Source organism: Pontibacter chinhatensis (genome assembly GCF_900113285.1).
Lineage (GTDB): Bacteria > Bacteroidota > Bacteroidia > Cytophagales > Hymenobacteraceae > Pontibacter > Pontibacter chinhatensis.
The window spans coordinates 675,861-696,158 of record NZ_FOOT01000002.1 but is presented as its reverse complement, the minus strand read 5'-3'; the positions used below and the strand labels follow the sequence as shown (position 1 = coordinate 696,158).

The 20,298-nt window shown below is 53.8% G+C and carries 16 protein-coding genes; 12 read left to right on the top strand and 4 right to left on the bottom strand.

Annotation, left to right across the window (positions count from 1 at the left end; genetic code table 11):
• Nucleotides 1-13: 13 nt before the first annotated feature.
• Nucleotides 14-1,909 (bottom strand): ShlB/FhaC/HecB family protein, encoded by a 1,896-nt coding sequence (locus BM040_RS08080; protein WP_092099989.1) that lies wholly within the window; start codon nucleotides 1,907-1,909, stop codon nucleotides 14-16.
• A 253-nt stretch (nucleotides 1,910-2,162) separates the two neighbouring features.
• Here BM040_RS08080 and BM040_RS08075 point away from each other — a divergent pair, with 253 nt between their 5' ends.
• The 4 genes from BM040_RS08075 to BM040_RS08065 all read left to right on the top strand — a co-directional run bounded on the left by BM040_RS08075 (nucleotide 2,163) and on the right by BM040_RS08065 (nucleotide 4,999).
• On the top strand, nucleotides 2,163-3,428 hold the full coding sequence (locus BM040_RS08075) for a putative DNA modification/repair radical SAM protein (RefSeq protein WP_092099988.1): 1,266 nt from the start codon (nucleotides 2,163-2,165) through the stop codon (nucleotides 3,426-3,428).
• A gap of 100 nt (nucleotides 3,429-3,528) precedes the next feature.
• Nucleotides 3,529-3,660 carry a hypothetical protein gene (locus tag BM040_RS22060; protein WP_262502447.1) on the top strand — a complete coding sequence of 44 codons (132 nt, stop codon included), beginning with the start codon at nucleotides 3,529-3,531 and terminating at the stop codon, nucleotides 3,658-3,660.
• Nucleotides 3,661-3,686: 26 nt separating this feature from the next.
• The gene (locus BM040_RS08070) at nucleotides 3,687-4,463 is read left to right on the top strand and encodes a TIGR03915 family putative DNA repair protein (RefSeq protein WP_092099987.1); all 777 of its coding nucleotides are present in this window, start codon (nucleotides 3,687-3,689) and stop codon (nucleotides 4,461-4,463) included.
• Nucleotides 4,464-4,630: 167 nt separating this feature from the next.
• A complete protein-coding gene (locus BM040_RS08065) occupies nucleotides 4,631-4,999 on the top strand; it encodes a hypothetical protein (protein ID WP_245756139.1) in 369 nt (122 codons plus the stop codon).
• Between the two features lie 65 nt (nucleotides 5,000-5,064).
• Here the strand turns inward: BM040_RS08065 and BM040_RS08060 are convergent, their stop codons facing one another.
• A complete protein-coding gene (locus BM040_RS08060) occupies nucleotides 5,065-5,760 on the bottom strand; it encodes a hypothetical protein (protein ID WP_092099985.1) in 696 nt (231 codons plus the stop codon).
• A 271-nt stretch (nucleotides 5,761-6,031) separates the two neighbouring features.
• Between BM040_RS08060 and BM040_RS08055 the strand changes: the two genes are divergently transcribed.
• The 7 genes from BM040_RS08055 to sigZ all read left to right on the top strand — a co-directional run bounded on the left by BM040_RS08055 (nucleotide 6,032) and on the right by sigZ (nucleotide 13,119).
• Nucleotides 6,032-8,014, top strand: a complete 1,983-nt coding sequence (locus BM040_RS08055) for a DUF3857 domain-containing protein (RefSeq protein ID WP_175491018.1) — start codon at nucleotides 6,032-6,034, stop codon at nucleotides 8,012-8,014.
• An 84-nt stretch (nucleotides 8,015-8,098) separates the two neighbouring features.
• Nucleotides 8,099-10,018 carry a DUF3857 domain-containing protein gene (locus BM040_RS08050; RefSeq protein WP_092099983.1) on the top strand — a complete coding sequence of 640 codons (1,920 nt, stop codon included), beginning with the start codon at nucleotides 8,099-8,101 and terminating at the stop codon, nucleotides 10,016-10,018.
• Between the two features lie 21 nt (nucleotides 10,019-10,039).
• The gene (locus BM040_RS08045) at nucleotides 10,040-10,633 is read left to right on the top strand and encodes a hypothetical protein (protein WP_092099982.1); all 594 of its coding nucleotides are present in this window, start codon (nucleotides 10,040-10,042) and stop codon (nucleotides 10,631-10,633) included.
• Nucleotides 10,634-10,712: 79 nt separating this feature from the next.
• On the top strand, nucleotides 10,713-11,249 hold the full coding sequence (locus BM040_RS08040) for a hypothetical protein (protein WP_092099981.1): 537 nt from the start codon (nucleotides 10,713-10,715) through the stop codon (nucleotides 11,247-11,249).
• 225 nt (nucleotides 11,250-11,474) lie between these two features.
• Nucleotides 11,475-11,891 carry an ArsI/CadI family heavy metal resistance metalloenzyme gene (locus BM040_RS08035; RefSeq protein WP_092100341.1) on the top strand — a complete coding sequence of 139 codons (417 nt, stop codon included), beginning with the start codon at nucleotides 11,475-11,477 and terminating at the stop codon, nucleotides 11,889-11,891.
• Between the two features lie 86 nt (nucleotides 11,892-11,977).
• Nucleotides 11,978-12,493, top strand: coding sequence for a GNAT family N-acetyltransferase (locus tag BM040_RS08030; protein ID WP_092100339.1), 516 nt, complete (start codon nucleotides 11,978-11,980; stop codon nucleotides 12,491-12,493).
• Between the two features lie 2 nt (nucleotides 12,494-12,495).
• A complete protein-coding gene (gene sigZ / locus BM040_RS08025) occupies nucleotides 12,496-13,119 on the top strand; it encodes an RNA polymerase sigma factor SigZ (RefSeq protein ID WP_092099980.1) in 624 nt (207 codons plus the stop codon).
• A 660-nt stretch (nucleotides 13,120-13,779) separates the two neighbouring features.
• Here sigZ and BM040_RS08020 read toward each other — a convergent pair.
• Complete coding sequence (locus BM040_RS08020) at nucleotides 13,780-15,870, bottom strand: ComEA family DNA-binding protein (RefSeq protein ID WP_092099979.1); 2,091 nt, start codon at nucleotides 15,868-15,870, stop codon at nucleotides 13,780-13,782.
• Between the two features lie 135 nt (nucleotides 15,871-16,005).
• Nucleotides 16,006-16,839 carry a PorV/PorQ family protein gene (locus BM040_RS08015; protein WP_092099978.1) on the bottom strand — a complete coding sequence of 278 codons (834 nt, stop codon included), beginning with the start codon at nucleotides 16,837-16,839 and terminating at the stop codon, nucleotides 16,006-16,008.
• A gap of 304 nt (nucleotides 16,840-17,143) precedes the next feature.
• Here BM040_RS08015 and BM040_RS08010 point away from each other — a divergent pair, with 304 nt between their 5' ends.
• Nucleotides 17,144-20,284, top strand: a complete 3,141-nt coding sequence (locus BM040_RS08010) for a SusC/RagA family TonB-linked outer membrane protein (protein ID WP_092099977.1) — start codon at nucleotides 17,144-17,146, stop codon at nucleotides 20,282-20,284.
• The last annotated feature ends 14 nt before the right edge of the window (nucleotides 20,285-20,298 follow it).

The window sequence follows — 20,298 nt, the reverse complement described above, 5'->3', positions numbered from 1 at the left end:
GGATACAGTCAGATTAATGGAAATCAGCCACGCCGGGGCGATCGAACTGGAAGTTGCGGAAGTCGTAGAAGGGTGCCGAGGACTCGTAAAGCCTTACCCCGCGCATGCTGGTGTTGGGGGGCAGTTGCGGGTAATAACTCAGCGTAACCTGTATGGTGCTGAACGACATAAACTCGTTGCGGAGCCTGAAGCCCAGCCCGAAACTGCTGTAAGGTTTCTCTTTAAAAGGAGAGCTTTGGTTGCCAAACGAAAGCCAGGCCAGGTCGGCATAAACAAAAGTGGCCAGGCGGAAGCCAATCAGGGAAAGCGGGGTGTACAGGTTAGCCTCGTAGTTGAAGGATGCCCGCCGTGTGCCCCGCACCATATCGGATCGGAAGCCGCGCACGCCACTCTCGTTGTTGATGGAGAGCAGCTCCTCCGGGTACCGGTTGATGCCGAAGGTGCCCCGGCCAAGCAGGTAGTGGCGCAGTTTCCAGTTGCCCCACTCGGCCAGCCGCGTAATGTACATTGCTTCTACGTCCAGTACCCCCTGCTCCCATCGGTCGTCGCGCAGGAAAGAGCCGTAACCCACACGGCTGTAGAGGTAGCCAAAGCTGGGGCCGTACCTGGCAAAGGAGAGGGAAGAACCCAGGTAATGCCTGTCCCAGATGGCACCGTCCTGGTAGCCGCCCGTCACCGAGAACAGGGTGCCTACGGGCACGTCCTCTGTCCTACCAAAACCGAAGATGAAGCGGTCCTTGTAATACTTCCGGATGCTGTAGCCCACGCTGCCCAGCATCAGCACGTTATCCTGAAAATTTTCGGTGGGGACGGTATTATACTTGGTGTTGATGACGCGGGCGCCAAGAATGAACCTGCCGCGCGGCTCATACCCCAGGATGTAGGTCTTGGGTTTCAGCGTCCGGCCCAACCACACGTCCTGCTGCGCGTAGCCCACATTCCCGAAACGGGCGGCCGTGTCCTCGGGGGCAGTAGGAAGTATAATGCGCTGATCTATCCGACTGATGCCTACAGCACCCGCATACTTGGTATTTAAAGTATAAAAGTCGCGGTACAGGTAAAAGCTTTTCTCTTTGTAGTAGTTCTCGTCCACATAGGCCAGGTCCGCGGAGATATAGGTTCTGCCAATGTTTTCGATGGAGTAGAAGGCGGCGGCCTCCCAGGGGCGGGGGCGGTTGAGGTTGAACTTGTAGGTGCCCTCAATCTGGTGGCCCTGGCCCAGAAAGTTAAGCTCGCGCAGCGTGATGCGCCCCCTGCCCGAGGAAGGGGAGTAGGAGCCGGAACCACCCAAACTGAAAACGTCCCGGGTGATGACAAACACATCCACGCTGTCGTTGGTGGTGGTCTCCTCGTTCACAATGATGCGGGCGTCGAGGATGTGGCGCGTCTGGCGCAACAAACGCTCCGACTCCACCAGCGCCAGTGGCTCCAGGGGCTCCATCTTCCGGAAAAGTAGTTTGTTGCGCACCTCGCCGCGGCCGGTCTTTACGTGGAGCGAGTTTCCGGCCTTCTCAAAGAAGTTGCGCGGCGCCCGCGAGGTGTCGCTAATGGAGTAGCCGAACGGATCCAGGGACAGGATGTCGATATGGCGCACGATTTTATAGTTATGCAGCTCATACTCCTTCTGTATCAGCTCGGCATCCAGGCCATATACTTCCTCCTCGTCGCGCTCGAAGTCCAGCAGCGCCTTCAGCAGCTTGCCCATAATCGTTTTCCGCTCCGACATCTGCTTCAGGTTCTGAATCATGCGCTCGTTAAAGGTCTGGCGGATGGTGTCCTGCGGGAGGCTGTCTTGCCGGGTAGTATCCTGCGGCTGCACCTGTGCCTGGCATACCCCCACACACAGCAACAGCATGCACAGCAGGCACACCAGCGGCAGCGGTTTACATATAGGGTGCAGGTAAGGCATAAAACGGTTTGTGCGAAGGGGCAAGGAACATTAACCTTCTAATATAACGGTTTATATGGGTATTAGTAGTTGCCGAAAGTATAAAATAGCTATTAGCGGGTGCAGGAGCTCTTTTCTAACTATATATTTGCTAATAAATTTAGTTTATCAACAGATGTCGATAAGCTTGTGGATAAGTATTTGCTAATTATTTTGGTTTTGTAGTCTCATCGGGGCTATCTTTAACCCGTAGAAAGTACAGAAGCAGAGCCGGATGGAAAGCAGATTGATTGAAAAGCTAAGTATTTTAGCAGATGCTGCCAAGTATGATGTTTCCTGCTCCTCGAGCGGCGGGAAGCGGAAGAACGAGAACAAGGGCCTGGGCAACGCCGAGGGCATGGGCATTTGCCACAGCTATACCGAAGACGGCCGTTGTGTGTCGCTGCTGAAGATACTGCTCACCAACCATTGCATCTACGACTGCGCCTACTGCGTGACCCGCAAGAGCAACGATGTGAAGCGCGCCGCTTTTACGGTGCAGGAGGTGGTGGACCTGACCATCAACTTCTACCGCCGCAACTACATCGAGGGCTTGTTTCTGAGCTCGGGCATTTTTAAGAATGTGGATTATACGATGGAGCGGCTGGTGCGGGTGGCCAAAAAGCTGCGGCAGGAGCACAAGTTCAACGGCTACATTCACCTGAAAACGATACCAGGTGCCAGCGAGGAGCTGATAAAGGAAGCGGGGCTGTATGCCGATAGGCTGAGCGTGAACATAGAGCTGCCTTCGGAAATGAGCCTGCAGCAACTGGCGCCGGAGAAAAGCTATAAAGAGGTGCTGGAGCCAATGGGCAGCATCAGGCAGCAACTGGCGCAGGCCAGTGAGGAGAAGAAACTGTTTAAATCGGCGCCAAGCTTTGCGCCGGCCGGGCAGAGCACGCAGCTGATTGTGGGGGCCTCGGCAGAGAACGACCACCAGATCCTGCAGCTCTCGAGCCAGCTCTACAAAGACTATAGCCTGAAGCGCGTGTACTACTCCGGCTACGTGCCCATCAGCAGCGACAGCCGCATGCCGATAATGGCCGAGCCGCCCATTATCCGCGAGAACCGCATTTACCAGGCCGATTGGCTCATGCGCTTCTACGGGTTCGAGGCGAAGGAGATTGTGGATGAGCAGCATCCAAACCTGGACCTGGACATTGACCCGAAACTGGGTTGGGCTCTGCGCCACCGGCACGTGTTTCCGGTGGAGGTGAACACAGCCGACTACGAGCTGATTCTGCGGGTGCCGGGCATTGGTATCAAAAGTGCGCAGAAGATTGTGTCGGCCAGAAGGTTTGCCCAGCTCAACTTTGAGCACCTGCGGCAGATGGGCGTGGTGCTGAAGCGGGCCAAGTACTTTATTACTTGCCAGACCAAGAGCCTGCAGCGCCAGGATTTCGAGTCGGAGCTGATAAGGCGGAAAATCCTGTTCGGAGAAGGCTCGGTGAGAAGTGCCCTGCTAAAGCAGCAGCTGGATTTGTTTAAGCAGGTAGGTTAACTATAAGAGGGGAAAGGGGAGCAACATGACAGCGCGAAAAAAGAAATCATCTATACCAAGTTATACTTCCAAATCTATCCAATCTAAGAAAGTATTCGTCATGAGAAAGAACCAGAAAGTAGCCCGTGTATCGCTGTACTGCAAACTGAACATGCTGGTGCCGCAGCTGCAGAGCCTTTCGGCGCGTGCCCAGTCCGATGTGGCCGACAAGAACCGCAACGCCGGCAAATAACAAAGCCTGCCCGGTTATACTTGGTCATGCACTTTTATACTTACGACGGCTCGTTTGAAGGACTGCTGACGGTGGTGTTTGAGGCCTTCGAGCGCAAAGCCTGGCCCACCAGCATCGAGCCCGAGCACCTGGCCCAGCCCAGTATGTTCGGCGAGCACATTGCCGTGGTCACCGATGAGGAAAAAGCCGGGCGTGTGTGGCAGGGGCTGCAGAAAAAGCTAAGTATAAATGCGCAGCAGGCACTCTACCATACTTACTTGTGGGAGCAGGCAGGCTTTGAGCAAACCATATTTGATTACATCAAGCTGGTTTTTAGCTCCACGCAAAGTATAGAGGGCCATTACACCGCGCCCTGTGTGCTGCAGGTGCAGCAGGCAGCCAAGCAGGTACACCGCGAAAAGCACCGCATGGAAGCCTTCGTGCGTTTTCAGAAAACAGCAGACGGCCTGTACTACGCCACCATCTCCCCAGACTTTAACGTGCTGCCCCTTATCGTGCGCCACTTCGAGAAGCGCTACGCCGACCAGCGCTGGGTAATATATGACACCAACCGCCGCTACGGCGCCTACTACGATTTAAGCCAGGTGGCGCTGGTGAACCTGGAGGTGCCGCCGCACCAGCGCAGCATGCCACTAGCGCCGGAGGCCAGGGACGCGCAGGAAGACAGCTACCAACAACTCTGGCAAGTATACTTCAGCAGCGTCAACATACCGGAGCGCAAAAACCCGAAGCTGCACTTGCGGCACATGCCCAAACGCTACTGGAAGTACCTTTCTGAAAAGCAGCCCCGCGCGCTACGGTAGCAGTTCCCGGCAAGTATAGCCGCCTTCGGGTAAAACTCCCCTGCCATGCAACCTTTATGGCCTAAAATACGTTATAAGGTATATATATTGTTTTTTCAAAGTATAGTGGGCGTGCCGGATTGTTTGCTTTTGCTTGGCTGCCCGCTTCATCCCTACCTTATATTCCAATGAATTCACGCGTACGAAAGAAACTCATTCAAGTAGCTCGCGGCAGAGCGCATCTCATGTCCTACCAGAACCTTATTTATGAAGCCGAGCTAGGCCTGAACCTGGAGAACCCCCACGAAAAATCCATGTTGTCGGAGGTTATTAACGAGATTTCGGAGAGAGAGTATCGAGAGGGAAGACCGCTCCTTAGCTCGCTGGTGCAGGTAAAAGGACAGAAAAACCAAGGTGATAACTTCTTCAGGATGTGCGAGCGCCTGGGCTACGGCAACTGGAAAGAGCTTAAGAAAGACTCCAATTTTATAGAGCAGCAGCGCGAGGCCTGCCGTGAGTTCTGGTCTGAGCAAGATAATTTTGACCAATACCTGTAAGTACAGGCACGTATAAAAGTATAAACCTGGAGGCCGTTGTAAACTTACAGCGGCCTCCAGGTTTTTTATTTGCTGAGCGTGACGTCCTTAAATTCCCCCACCGACGTTACTTCTCCCTCTACCACCATCTTGTACACCAGCGGGAAAATCACTCCAAGCCCCACAGGCTCGTAGACTAGCTCATCGGCAAAGTAGGGGTAACGGCCTTCGCTATCGGAGCGGCTGGAGGTTAGCACCTGGCCGTTTTGCTGATCGATGAACAGGTCTAAGGTCAGCGGATTCTGCGTGGCTCGCTCCTCCACCCGGACAATGTCCACCGGGCGGCCCTGGTAGGTGCCTGCGCGCAGGAACGTATACTGCAGCTGCCTGTTCTGCAGCATGGGTATAAAGTTGAAGAAGAAGGTGCGTTGCAGCGCCGCTGCCTCCTGCGCTGATAGCTCCTCCCGTTTGCCGTTTATACTTTTCCAGTTGCTGGTGGCGTCTATACTTCTCACCTCGGTGCCGGAGGCGGTTTGGGTGCTGGTGCGGATGTGGCGCTTTTCCAGATCCAAAGTATAAAGGGTGTGGCTGGTGTCGCCGCTTGCCGTGGTGCGCACCAACGTATAGCTAAGGTGCCTTGCCTGCCCAAGGGCCTGCTCCCCGCCAAAGGCCTGCACCATGCGGGCTCTGGCCGCCTCGCCTTTCTGTAGGGCATCTGCCGACTGCCCCGGCGCCAAAGTATAACACAAGGAGTACAGCAGGCAAAGTATGGCTTTCTTCATAGTTTTCCGGTAGGTAGTTTATTGGGATAATGATAAACAGGGACGAGGCGCAAATATGCAAAATAGCTTTAGAAGCTGCTACAGCACCTATCTGACTAAATTTTATGATTTCTTTTGATTATATATAGAAATATACTTTTCTTTATAGCAAATTTCAGCGAGAGGTGAGGCTATGAGGCTGACCTGAAAAGTGTTACACCATTCTTTCTGAAGTTTTATGCGCTCTTTAAATTGTACACCAACTTATATTTCGTTCATTTTTTTATTGCCTATGAAAGCAATCTTTACAAAACTGTTCGCATTGGCGCTGGCCTTTGCATCCATTTCTCATTTTGCCTCTGCGCAGGCCGTTAAATTCGGGAAGGTAACCGAGGATGAGCTCAAACTGAGCACTTACGACAAGGATACTTCCGCTGCTGCCGTTATACTTTCCGATTATGGCTTTGCCCGCTTTGAGTACATGGGCGAGCTGAAGCTGGTGGTGGAGCGGCAAATGCGCATCAAAATCTTCAAGAAATCCGCCTACGATCTGGCCGACTTCGTGGTGCCCTACTACCAGCGGGGTTCCGGCAAGGAGCGGGTAGGTTCGATAAAGGGCTTCACCTACAACCTGGAAAACGGCAAGATTAAGAAAGACAAGCTGGAAGGCAGCAGCATCTTCGATGAGAAGACATCAGAATACTGGTACGCCAAGAAGTTTACGATGCCGAACGTGAAGGAGGGCTCTGTGATAGACGTGTCCTATACCGTTACCTCCGACTTCATCTATGCCCTCCGCGACTGGGAGTTTCAGCACAAAGTACCGGTTGCCTGGAGCGAGTTCCGCGCCCGCATCCCGGAGTACTTCGACTACAAGTTCCTGGTGCAGGGCTACCACGGGCTGCACAAGAACGAGCAACTGAAGGAGACCGCCACCGGTTCGGCCAAATCCTCCCCGGACATGCTCAACAACGCCTATGTGTGGATTATGAAGGATGTGCCGGCCCTGAAGGAGGAGAAATACATCACCACCGTGCGCGACTACCAGTCTAAGATTGAATTTGAGCTGCAGCGCGTGCAGTTCCCGGGCCAAACAGCCCGCATCATGACCGGCGACTGGGCCAAGGTAACCTCAGACCTGCTGACAGAAGATAAGTTTGGGGTGCAGCTAAACCGCAGCGCTTTCTTTAAAGAGCAGCTTGCCGGCATCCAGGGCAAGTATAAAACGCAGCCGGAGCAGCTGGCCGCTATTTTCGATCTGGTGAAGAGCCGCTTGAAGTGGAACGGCAGGAACAGTTACTACGCCAACACCACCATCCGCAAGGCCTGGGACGAGCGAGCCGGCAACTCTGCCGACATTAACCTGCTGCTGACATCCATGCTGCTGGAGGCCGGCTTTGATGCGGCGCCTGTGCTGGTAAGCACGCGCAACAATGGTCGTATCAACCCCGCCATGTCGCCGATGATAACCAAGTTTAACTACGTGATAACGCATGTGAAGCTGGATGACAAGGAGTACCTGCTGGATGCTACCGACCCGCTGGTGCCAATTGGCGTACTGCCAGGCCGCTGCCTGAACGGCCAGGGGCGCCTGATAAAGAAAGGAGCTGACCGTTGGGTGAACCTCACGCCGGTAACAAACTATACCAAACTGGTTAGCGCCGACCTGGCTATGAACGCGCAGGGCGAGATTGTGGGCACAGGCCGCGAGTCGTTGGGCGGCTACGGAGCCATTAACATGCGCAGAACCATACTGGACGAGGGCGAGAGCAAGTATACCGAGCGTTTGGCCAAGGAGGTTGGCGACTTCAAACTAACCAAGCCGGAAGTAAAGAACCTGGAGGACCTGAGCAACACGCTGGACATCACCTACAACATCAATGTGAATGGTAGCGGCAGCAACAACAGCATCATTTACCTGAACCCGATGCTGGGCCGTGGGGAGAAGGAAAACCCGTTCAAGCTGGAGGAGCGCCTTTACCCGGTAGACTTTGGAACGCCAATAGACGAGACCTTTGTGTGCAGGCTGGCTATACCTGAAGGCTACGAAATTGAGGAGATGCCGCAAAGTATTGCCGTTAACCTTCCGGAAAACGGGGGCCGCTTTACGTACATGGTGCAGCAGGAGGGCAATACCCTGCAGGTGCTCAGCAGGCTGAACATCAACAAGCCGGTGTTCTACGCGCAGGAGTATGCTTACCTGAAGGAGTTCTACAACCGCATCATTGCCAAGCATGCCGAGCAGATTGTGTTAAAGAAGATAGCAGCTAAATAAGCTTTTAAGAAAGTATAACTGCCGGGCAGCGCTATTCTGGCGCTTGCCCGGCAGTTATTTCATAAACTTTTTAACCAGTCGGCTATGCTACAAACAAACCCAACCTATAAATGGCTGTGCAGCCTGATGTGCCTGCTGCTGCTGCTGGCCCCGCAGGCATTTGCTTCGGATATCACCTCACTGAAAGAGCTGAGCAAGGAGGCCAACGCCATTATCCGTTCCGAAGAGACAGTTTTTACGGTAAACTCTATTAACAGCGGCACGCTCCGCTTTAAAACCACCATCACCATCCTCAACGAAAACGGGGATCACAAAGCCACGCTCTACGTGCCTTACAACAAAATGAGTAAGGTAACCAACATCTCCGGCACCTCTTACGACCGCTTCGGCAAGCGGATAAAGAAGCTCAAGAGCAGCGACATCAAGGACGTGAGCGCCATCAGCAGCATTTCGGTGTATGAAGACAGCCGCGTGAAGATAGCCAGCCTGGAGTACAGCGTATACCCTTATACCGTGGAGTTCGAGTATGAGGTATCGGAGTCTAACATGATGTTTTACCCCAGTTTATACCCGCAGGACGAGGAAAAGCTGGCCGTAGAGAAAGCCTCGCTGCAGGTGCTGGTGCCTCAGGGCTCCAAGCTGCGCTACCTGGAGAACAGCCACGCCCCGAAAGCAAAAGTAACGCAGACGGCCACCCACCAGGCTTATACCTGGGAGGTGAGCAACCTGAAGCCCGTAAGCCGTGAACCCTACGGACCCGCCTTTTCCGAAATGGTACCCATGGTACTAACAGCCCCCAACGAGTTTGAGGTGGACGGTTACCGCGGCAGTATGGAAACCTGGAAAGACTTCGGCCTCTGGATAAACAAGCTGAACAACGGGCGCGACAAACTGCCTGCCGAAACGGTGGCCAAACTGCAGCAGCTTACGGCCAACGCCAAGAGCACCGAGGAAAAAATCAGGCTGGTGTATGATTACATGCAGGGCAAGACGCGCTATGTGTCCATTCAGTTGGGCATTGGCAGCTGGCAGCCTTTCGAGGCCAGCTTCGTGGACAGCAAGGGCTACGGCGATTGCAAGGCCTTGTCTGTTTATACCCAGGCCATGCTGAAAGCGGTAGGCGTGGACTCCTACTACGCGCTCATCAGGGCGGGGGAGGGAACGCCGGACATTAAAACCGAATTCCCGAGCAGCCAGTTTAACCACGCCATACTTGGCGTGCCGATGGCGCAGGACACGATGTGGCTGGAGTGCACCAGCCAAACAGAGGCCGCCGGCTACAACGGCAGCTTCACCGGCGACCGCCACGCCCTGCTCATTACGCCGGAGGGTGGCAAGCTGGTAAAGACCACCGCCTACGGTGCCAACGATAACCTGCAGATCAGAAGTATAAGCGCGAAGGTGGATGAGGCCGGAGGGGCCGTTGCCAAGGTCAGCACCCGTTACACCGGCATCCAGCAGGAGTCCCGCGACCGGGTTATCACGAACCGCAAGCCTGAAGACCAGCGAAAGTGGCTTTACGAGAATACCTCAGCCCCTCCCTTCGAGATTGGCAAGTATAGCCTTACCCAGAAAAAAGACCGCATCCCAAGCGTTACCGAAGATCTGGAGCTAAGCCTGCGGCAGTGCGCCACCATCAGCGGCAAGCGCATGTTCATCAACCCAAACCTGATGAGCAAGTGGACGCATGTGCCCAACCAGAAGGAAAAACGCCTGACCGATGTAGTGCGCACCCTGGCCTACCTGGACGTGGACACGGTGGAGATTGAGGTGCCTGTTGGCTATACTGTGGAGTACCAGCCCCGCGACGTGGAGCATAAATCGGTGTTCGGGGAGTATAGCGCCACAGTAAAGGTAAACGGGCAGCGGCTGACTTACGTGCGCCGCATGCAGATGAACAAAGGACGCTTTGCCCCGGAGTCGTTCGCACAGTTGGTCGAGTTCTATAACAAGATCATCAAATCGGACGCGGAGCAGGTGGTTTTTGTGAAAAACGTGCAGTAATGCGAAGCATAAGCCCAACCTATGAAAACGTTGCAAAAGGTAATTTGGGGGCTGCTTCTGATAGGCCTCTGTGCGGGTTGCATGCACCAGAACAGGCTCGGTGAACTAGCCGAGAAGAGCGGCAACTTGGAGCTGGCGGTGCGCAACTTCAGCCAGGATTACCAGTTCGGGGACTGCTTTCTGTACCAGGAGGGCGATGAGCAGTACATGCTCATCGTGACGGGCGCGTATGCGGGGGAGTATACCACCTTTATGCCGGTGGCCGTGCCTGCCGTGGATAGTATAGATGAGTTTACGGTAGGTAAGTTTATGGTGAACTACTACTCCCGCGAGCCCAACATGCTGGATGCCTTGCTGGGTGGTGAGGCACAACAGGGGGGCTTCGGCTTCTCGGTTTTTCCGGAAGACCTGCCGCTGCTGCGGCAAAGCCTCCGTTACCTGTTCACGGTAAACCTGAACCCGGAAAAGGTGCAGGAGTATGGCGGCACCTCCCTCATCCCCGATCAGCCGCTGGGCTATACTATTAGGTTTTGCTTGGAGTTTGAGGCCATGCAGCGCAACGCCCCCGGCAGGCCTTCGGTAGTAAAGCTGCCGCTGGAGAGCTTGTGCATGTGAAATGACTAAAGAGAGGGGGAGCAGCTGCATTTATACTCGCTAGCCCAAAGTTATGTAGCACTTCAATTACAGAAAACAAGTGAAAGCAGCTTATCTTTTTCTCATCGTTATCGCTTTCTGTGGCTGCAAAACGGTAGGAAGAAGTGCAGTAGGCGGTGAGGAAAGGACTTATGCTAATCAAGGTGAGTATGAAAATCTCCTCGCTGAACAACATTTCAATCAGGATTACGAGGTCAGGCAGTATCAGAAATTCAATGGAAATATTGTCAAAGATTCACTTAGCGGACACAACATCGTCTACTTCGACAGTTTAAGAGTGATACTGAATATTGAAGACGAAGTATACAGGGGAGTTTTTACAGAGGGGATTTTAAACCCTAGACATCTTTATTATAGCCAGTCAATGCAGTTATGTTGCTTTAAAGAACTGACTCATCTAAATAAGAATGGCACGAAAAGACGGTTTAGGTTTTGGGTTTTTGAGGAGGGTATGGCTAACCCGCTGGAATATCTTATTGAGCTTACAAATGGTACAGCAACAAGCCAAACTACTTTGTCAGAGTTTCTGAACAAAGCAGTAGTGACTCATATTTCAGAACCAAGAGTAATCATCTAAAGGAAAGCACTGCATAACCCTGCACAGCTTTAACCCTTGCTACGCTGCGGGCTTACGCTGTACAATCCGCTTGCTGTAGTTCTTAACTCCGCCAGCGCAAACCTTTCTGCGCTGGCGGAGTTTTTTTACCAGGACAGTAAATATTTTCCTGAAAGCTGCGTCTTTTAAGAAGTGGCCCCGTCATCAGGGTGTAACAAGAACAAAACACCTGAAAAAGACAAAGCCATGAAACGATTTCACGTAAACGTAAGGGTAAAAAACCTGGAGGAGTCCACCGCTTTTTATACCGCCCTCTTCGGAACCGGACCTACCGTGCTAAAGCCAGATTACGCTAAATGGATGCTGGAGGACCCACGCGTGAATTTCGCCATCTCGCATCACCCGGAGAATGCCGGCATTGAGCACCTGGGCATACAGGCCGAGAGCGAGGAAGAACTAGGTGAAGTATACGGCCGACTGAAAAAGGCCAAAGGCGCCATCCGGGAGGAGGGCAAGTGTACCTGCTGCTACGCCAAGTCCGAAAAGTCGTGGATTACCGACCCACAAGGTGTAGACTGGGAAGCGTTTTATACTTTCGGAGAGTCCACCGTGTATGGAGAGCCTGCTACCAAGTGCTGCCCCGAAGCCGCCGATGCCATTTAGTACAGAATAGACTAAGAAAAACAAAATCAGCAGCAGGTATACGTTTATATTTGCTGCTGATTTACATTGATCCCACACCTAAAATTATGGAAACCTCAACCCAACACGCAGTGCGGCTAACAGAGATGCTGCCGGGGCACTATCCGCAGGTAAAGGAAATCTACGAATTGGGCATCGCCACGAACAACGCCACCCTGGAAACCAACGCACCGGAGTGGGAGGAGTGGGACAGCAAGTATATGAAGAGCTGCCGGCTGGTCGCTTTGGCTGAGGATGGATCTGTGGCTGGTTGGGGCGCGCTGACGGCCGTGTCGGGCAGGTGCGTGTATAGTGGGGTGGCCGAGGACAGCGTGTACATCCACCCGAAGTATAAAGGCAGAGGCATTGGTAAACTGCTGCTACAGCAACTGGTGCAGGAGTCGGAGCAGGAGGGCATCTGGACCCTTCAGGCGGGTATACTCAAGGAGAACGCGGCAAGTATAAAACTGCACGAGCAGTGCGGGTTCAGGATAGTGGGGCTGCGCGAGCGCCTGGGGCAACTGCACGGGCAGTGGCGCGACATCTGCCTGATGGAAAGGCGAAGTAAAATAGTAGGTGTATAAGTATGGATAACTGCTGCATCAACCCCTCCACTAATTTGCCGCAGGATAGCTGCGCGGCCGTGGCTCCGGCCTTTTTAGCGTATGAAGCGCAGTTACGCGGCTTTGTGCTGAAACGCGTGCAGGACAAGGCAGAAACCGACGACATCCTGCAGCAGCTTTACCTGAAGCTCTACAAAAACTGTGAGCAGCTGCAGGGTGTGCACAACCTGAAGGCTTGGCTCTTCCAGATCACCCGCAACACCGTACACGACTTTTTCAGGGAAAACAGCCGCCGGCAACCACTGGCAGAGGAAGCAGAGTTGCCCGAGCCGGAGGACTTGTCGGAACAGAACCGGCAGGAGGTAGAGGCGCTGGTGGAGCCCTTAATCAACCTGCTGCCCACTGAGTATGCCGAGGCCCTGCGCCTAAGCGAGCTGGAGGGCGTGAGCCAGAAAGAGATTGCCGAGCGTTTGGGTATTTCCTACTCCGGAGCTAAATCCAGGGTACAGCGCGGGCGCGAGAAGCTGAAGCAGCTTTTTCTGGAGTGCTGCCACCTTGAGCTCAGCCACAATGGGCAGGTACTGGGCGCGGAGGTAAAGGCCAGCTGCGCGCCATTGCAGGAGCGGGGGAGTTGTTGTAAGGAATAGCCTTTGGCTAAACTTGGCAAAAAAGCTTGGTTGTGGCTGGCCCTGGTAAACTGTTAACTACCCTTAGCCTCCCAGAGGAGTGTACTTCAACTATCCTTAACCCTTTTCTAAAGTATAAATTAGTTCTATTCTTTGCCGGGTCCAACCACCCCTACCCCTCCTTGTCTAAGGTGGGGAGCTTGTAACTGCTACTTCCAAAGTATAAATCGTATAGCGTCAGTTCTCGCGCGGACAGGTCGCGACCTGTCCCTACAAAGTATAAACCCACCCCAGCCCCTCCGAGGAGGGGAATTTATACTTACTTCTCTCTCTGTCATCTGGAGCTGCGCGAGAGACCTAATGGGAATTCTAAACAGATTTCTCCCGAAGGTCGAGATAACAAAAAGCAGCGGCTATCGAACTGATTCCCAGCCTTTGGGTTGAGCGCCTTCTAGATTTCCGGTGCCGCAGGCAGCCTGAGGCACGAGGGCAGGAAATGTAGACAGCGCGATGCCCGAAGGCGAGGCCTCCCGGCCTAGGAGGGCAGAAAGTATAGATGCAACAGTAGCTTAAGTAAGGCTGGAGGATGAACGGCAGCTAGTAAGGATAGCTCGGTTCAAATAGAAGGAAGCAGGGGCTAGGGAAGTATAGACAGGCAAGGATAAGCTAGCAACCAAGTAACTAAAACCTATACCTCACCTGCACTTTCACATCTGATCTTCTAGGTCCTTCAATCATCTCCAGACCACTGCCTATACTTTGCTGGTCGCGGTAATGCGTGAGGCCATACTTTAGCCACACGTCCAGATCGCGGAGAGGGCGAAGCTGGAGCAACGTATAAAAGCGGGTGCCGCGGCCGCTGAAGGCTGGGATGGAGAAGGCGTAGAGCACGTCGCGCTCGTAGGCATACTGGCGGGTATCGTAGCTATCGGTGTCGAAGAGGGCGTAGCGGGTGCTGAGGCGGAGTTTACTGAAGGTGAAGTTCACGTCCTGCGAGATGAAGTACCCTGTTTGCTGCGGCGACTCCTGCGCATAAGTGCCAAACTGTACCCGCGACTTGAGGTTGAGCGTGCGGGTGGGCGAGGTTTCGAAGTATAACAGGTAGTTGCGCCGCTCTGCCTGCGCCACATAGTCCATGGCGGTGATGTTGCCGCTCAGGTTACGGCCCTTGCTCTCGTGGCGCATCTGCGCATACAGGCTGCTCTGGCGGTTGGGTCGGAAGTATAAGTGCACCAAATACTCATCGCCATGCGAGGGGGCATCCACCAGGTAGCGCAGCCACGGAAACCGGAACCTGTCGTAGTAGGCGGTAACCTCCCACTTCGGCAAGGGCTTTATCTTGATGCCGGTGTAAAAGCCCTGCTCGTTGATGTTGCGCGTGCCCTCGCCGAAAGCACTGCCATAAAAAGTATGGAAATCGCGGGCGTAGTAGCGGTACAGCATCGAGAGCTCCACGTTCCGGGCCAGGTTAGCGATGAGCCCGTTTATACTTCCCAAGCCGCCGCTTTTGCTCATGGCTGTCTCGCCGAACAAGTATACATTCTGCCAGGTGTAGCTGTAGTTGGTACCCAAGTTATAGTTATGGGTTCCGCCAAACTCGAACCGCTGGTAAGGTGCCCCTGCCTTGCGGATAGCAGCATTATAATGCGTGCCCAGTGCCGTAACGCCTATAGAGAGAGTTTTGTCCGCAGATCGGTACTGGGCGCTGCCACCGTATACTTGCTCCCGCACGGCGTCTTTGTTAGCCAGTTCGGTGGGCGTGCGGTGGAAACCTGAAGTCTGAATACCGGTAAAAACCTGCTCTTCTCTGTCGAGCGTGTCGAGTTGGGTTTGGAGGTTAGCGTCCACGAGCTTGTTCGAGTAGAACGCCGTCACATCTATACTTCCTAAAGTATACGTTACCGCCCCGCCACGCATAAAGGCATACTCCAGCACCGAACTATAGGGCCGAATGCCCAGGTTCGGCCTGCTGACGGTGGTAATCGTCTCGCCGCCCTTGCCCACGCTATAGCCCGAGGAGAGCAGCAAGCCCTGCCCGAACTGCAGCTGGTAGTCGCCCAAAGCAATGGTTTTAAAGCGCCCTTTGTTGTAGAGCTGTAAGTGCAAGGTATAGAAATCGAAGCCGTAGCGGCGGGTGCTGGGGCTCCAGGTAAATTGCTCGCCGGCGTCCTTCTCGGCCGTAATGCCAAAGCTATAGTCGCGGGCATGACTGATGCGGTAGCGCAAGTATAGCTTCTCCGGCGAACCCAGGTAGCGGGTGGTGGAGCGGCTGGTACTGTCGATGGAAGTATAACCGCGGCGCTGTTGCAGCGTGCGCTCGTAGCGAAGTATAAGTGCGTTGTTGTCCTCCCCGACCATGCGTTGCCAGAGCGGCCGCGCGTCGGATTGCAGGCCCGCGTCCGGCACCTGCACGAAGGGCAAGAGGCGGTAAATGGTGGCCAGATCGAAGCCCGGAATGGCCTGCAGTTCGTAGATGCTCAGCAGTTCTCCGTTCTCCTGCAGGTAATTAAAGAAGGCTACAATCTGCGGGCGCGACAGCAAGTATAGCGAGGCCAGTTCCTCCGGTGTGGTGCGATTCAGATTAACTGGGCGCTGGTAGTACTGGAAAAGGGTTTCGTAGAGGTCTTCGTAGCTGATGCTTTCATCGTCCTGCTCGGCAAACAGCTCCTGCACCAGCAAGTCCAGGTCTATACTTTGGCGTGGGTAGTTCTGGGCCAGCAGCGGAGACAGGCACGGCAGCATGCAGCAAAGTATAAAAAAGCCTCTTCTCATAAGCGCGATGACGAACGACTATTAGACAAAGGATTGTTTGATAAAAGACAAAAGGTGAAGTATAAAACCACCTCTTCACTTTCTAACTTCCAAACCTTCTAACTTTCTAACTCCTAAACTCCCCAACTCTCTACCTCACTGGCTTTGCCTGGAGAAAGTATAGCCCACCGATACACGGTGGCTGTTGCCGATGGGTGTGGTGGAGCCGAAGGCATAATCTACCTGCAGTTGCCTGGCCACAAAGCCTGCCCCGAAACTCAAAGTGCCGGTTAGGGTGCTGAAGCCGGAGCGAAGTATAAATCTGTCCTGCAGGAGCGCATACTCGGCCCCGGCCTTAAAATCAGCATTATGGTCTATGTTTTTCTCTGTCTCGGCGGCCAGCAGCAGGCGCGAGGTGGGGCGGTAGGAGAGGCCGGCTTTCATGATGGTGGGCAGGCGCTCATCCTCGAAGGAGGCTAACCTGGCTTGGTTCAGGTTAAAGGCATAGGCACCAAAGTATAAATCAGGTACTATCTCGCCCTGCACCCCTGCTGAGAAAGCCACTGCCTTTTGGCTGCCATACTCCTGCACGGCTACCTGCCACACATCAGCCTTGGCCCCCAGACTGAACTGCCCCAGCTTGTGCGCCACGCCCAGCCCGGCGTGCTGCTGGCTAAAAAGCGCATCCCCAAACCTGCTCAGACTCAGGCCATAAGTGCCATACGTTTGGGTAGGATAAACAGCCTGCAGGGCAACCGTGGTAAAGGCGCGCTCCCCAAACCTGTTCGCCGCATACACGGCCAGGGCAGGCGCCGTGAGGTTAGCCATACCTGCCGTATTATTCGCCACCGACCACACATCCGCCACCGCCACCGAAGTATAGCCCATGCCTGCCGTACGCGCCCCGAAATTGCACAGTTCCTGAGCCTGTGCATGCCGCAGCGCGGAGGTGAGAAGTATAAAAAGTATAGCAGTGTAATTGTGCTTCATTTCATCAGGAATAGCAGAAGGATTCTATCTTTATTAAGTGCTATAGTGTTCTATATAACTACTTGATATTGTATTATATGGATTCATACTTGTACGGAGCAGATTGTTTAAATGATTTAGGGAATGTATAGAACCGCTGAATTAGGATAGATTTTTAGCGACTAAAGAAATTGGTGTGTTGACATCGAAAAGATGTTTATTGGTATTGATTTATTGTATAATTGTATTATTTAGATAGAGGCGCCGGAGGGGAAGTACGTAGAATTAAGCTGTAACAGTTTGTTAAACAGCTAAAAACGTGCTTATGAAAAAGGTTCTACTACTTAGTCTAATGCTGGCGTTGCTTTTGCCACTGTTGGGCTATACTCAAGGAGCCAGAACGGTGTCGGGACAGGTAACGGATCAGGAGTCCGGACAGCCTTTGCCTGGGGTGGCGGTGATTGTACAGGGCACAACCGTGGGTACTACAACCGGTGCCAGCGGGGAGTTTACACTTAATGTTCCTGAAAACGCTAATACGCTGGTTTTTCGCTTCTTAGGGTATGCCGAGGTGGTTCGGGAAATAGGGAATGCCACTACTATTAATGTAGCCATGGGGCTGGACTCCGAGCAGCTGCAGGAAGTGGTGGTAACCGCCCTCGGCCGCGAGGAGGAAGAAAGAACGCTGGGTTATGCCACGCAACAGGTGGGCTCAGAGCAGATAACCCAGGGCCGCGAACGCAGCGTGGCCAACGCACTGCAAGGGAAGGTTGCCGGTGTAAACATCCAGAGTCAGGGCGGAGGCCCGGGTGCCTCCACGCGTGTGGTAATCCGTGGCGCCAAATCCATCTCGCAGAGCAACCAGGCCCTTTTTGTGATAGATGGTATCCCTGTGGATAACAGCGCCAGCGGAACAACTGACGCTCTGAATGCTGGTGTGGACGTGGGTAACCGCGCCAACGACATCAACCCGGATGATATTGAGTCTATCAACATCCTGAAAGGCCCGGCTGCAGCGGCGCTTTACGGTGCCCGAGCCGCCAACGGGGTAATCATGATCACAACGAAATCAGGCAGGGGAGCCACTAAAAAGGCGGAGATCACCTACCTGACCTCCTATACTGTGGAGGATATCCTGCGCTACCCGGAACTGCAGAACCGCTATGGCCAGGGCTTCTTCGGTGCACCGGACCTGCTGGAAAACACCAGCTGGGGCCCACGCTTTACCGGAGAGCTTTTGCCATGGGGCCAGATAATAGACGGGCAGCAGCGCGTGAAGCCATACTCTGCGCTGGAGGATAACATTAAGGAGTTCTTCGACTACGGCTATAACTGGACCAACACGGTTTCGCTATCCGGTGCTGCCGATAATGCCACTTACTATGCGTCTTACTCTACAACACAGCAAGAGGGTGTGGTACCAACCACCGAGTATAGCCGCCATTCCCTGGCCGTAAAGGGTAGCACCAAGCTGCTCAACAAGTTTAACTCCACTGTGTCTCTTACCTATACCAAGTCTGGGGGCGACTTTGCCTTAACCGGGCAGGGTAACTCGGTTTTCAACCAGATTATACAGACGCCGCGCGATATTCCGGTACGTGAGCTGGAAGACCTGGAGAGTCCCTTTAACGATGAGGCGGGCTTTTACTCCCCCTATACCATTAACCCCTACTGGTCGCTGAGAAACCAGACATACGAAAACGAGGTGGACCGCCTGTTTGGTAACATCACCCTGGGGTATGATATCATGGAGGGCCTTAACGTGACTTACAGAATCGGTACAGACTTCTATACAGACCGCCGTAAGCAGTTTATGGCCATCCGCAACGTGCAGGGGCAAAACGCCGCGAACAACGACAACGGTATGTACGCAGAGCGCCAGGTCTACTACAGGGAAGTAAACTCAGACCTTATCGTGAGCTACAACAGGGACTTGTCTGATATCCTGACACTGGATTTGCTGGTTGGTAACAACATCAACCAGCGGGAAAACGACGACCTGACAGCCACTGCCGACGCGCTGGCAAACAACGAGTTCAGGTCCCTGAGCAACATTATCGGTACGCCGCTTACCGTTAGTTTCCGCGATAAGAGAAGGCTGGTAGGTATTTACGGCTCTGCCAAGCTGGGCTACCGAAACTTCCTTTGGCTGGAGGTAACTGGCCGTAACGACTGGTCTTCTACCTTGCCCATAGACGATAACAGCTTCTTCTATCCGTCTGTAAACCTGGCTTTTGATGCGGCGGAGGCCTTTGGCTTGGCTGAGACCACACCAATCAACTTCGCCAAGATCAGGGCCAACTACGCTAACGTGGGTAACGATGCGCTGCCTTACAGCACACGTTCGGTGTTTGTTTCGGGCAACATCAGCGACGGTTTTGCTGGCACAGACCTGAACTTCCCGTTTGCCGGCTTGCCTGGCTTTGAGGTGAGCAACGTCATTGGCAACGCTAACCTGGAGCCGGAGAACACGAGTTCCTGGGAGGTGGGGGCCGATATGCGCTTCTTTAACGAGCGCCTGCGCGTGGACGCCGCCTACTATAACTCCAAATCAACAGACCAGATCATCAACGTGCCGCTTTCTTTCGCGACAGGCTTCGGCTCTGCATTCCTTAACGCAGCCACCATCCGAAACGAGGGCGTAGAGCTGTTGGTAGGAGGTATCCCAATTGAGATAGGGGACTTTAGCTGGGACATCAGTGTGAACTTCACCAAGAACGAAAACACTGTAGAGGACGTGGCTGGCGATAATGAGATTTCCTTAGGTGGTTTGTCTTCAGCGGCCCTGGTTATCTCAGAAGGAAGGCCGTATGGTACATTCCTGGCAGAGGACTTCCTGCGCGACCCGCAGGGACGCATTGTGGTGAACCCTTCGACCGGACGGCCCCGCCTGGCGACCGAGCAAACCTACCAGGGCAGCATACAACCTGACTGGCAGGGCGGCCTGGTGAATACCTTCCGCTACAAAGGCCTGCGCATGTCGGTGGTGTTTGATACACGGCAGGGAGGCAAGATTTACTCCAGAACCCGGGGTACCCAACGCTTTGCCGGTACTGCCCCTGAAACGCTCTTCAACGACCGTCAGCCATACATCATCCCTAACTCTGTGGTGCAGGTAGGTAACAGCGATGAGTATATTGAGAATACCACACCGCTCACCAACTCCAACCTGTACGAATACTGGGGTAACCTGCCGGAAGGCACCAACATCATAGATGCCTCATTTACCAAGCTAAGGGAGGTAAGTATCTCTTACAGCCTGCCCAGGGCCATTACTGAAAAAACCTTCTTCGGTAACATAGAGGTAGGCCTTTCCGGCCGTAACCTGGTGCTGTGGACGCCGGATGAGAACACCTACATAGACCCTGAGGTGAACAGCTTTGGCAACGGCAACCTGCAGGGCTATGAGTTCAGCAGTTACCCAAGCACCCGCTCCTGGGGCGCCAACCTCAGAGTTACTTTCTAAAGAACCGAAGACGA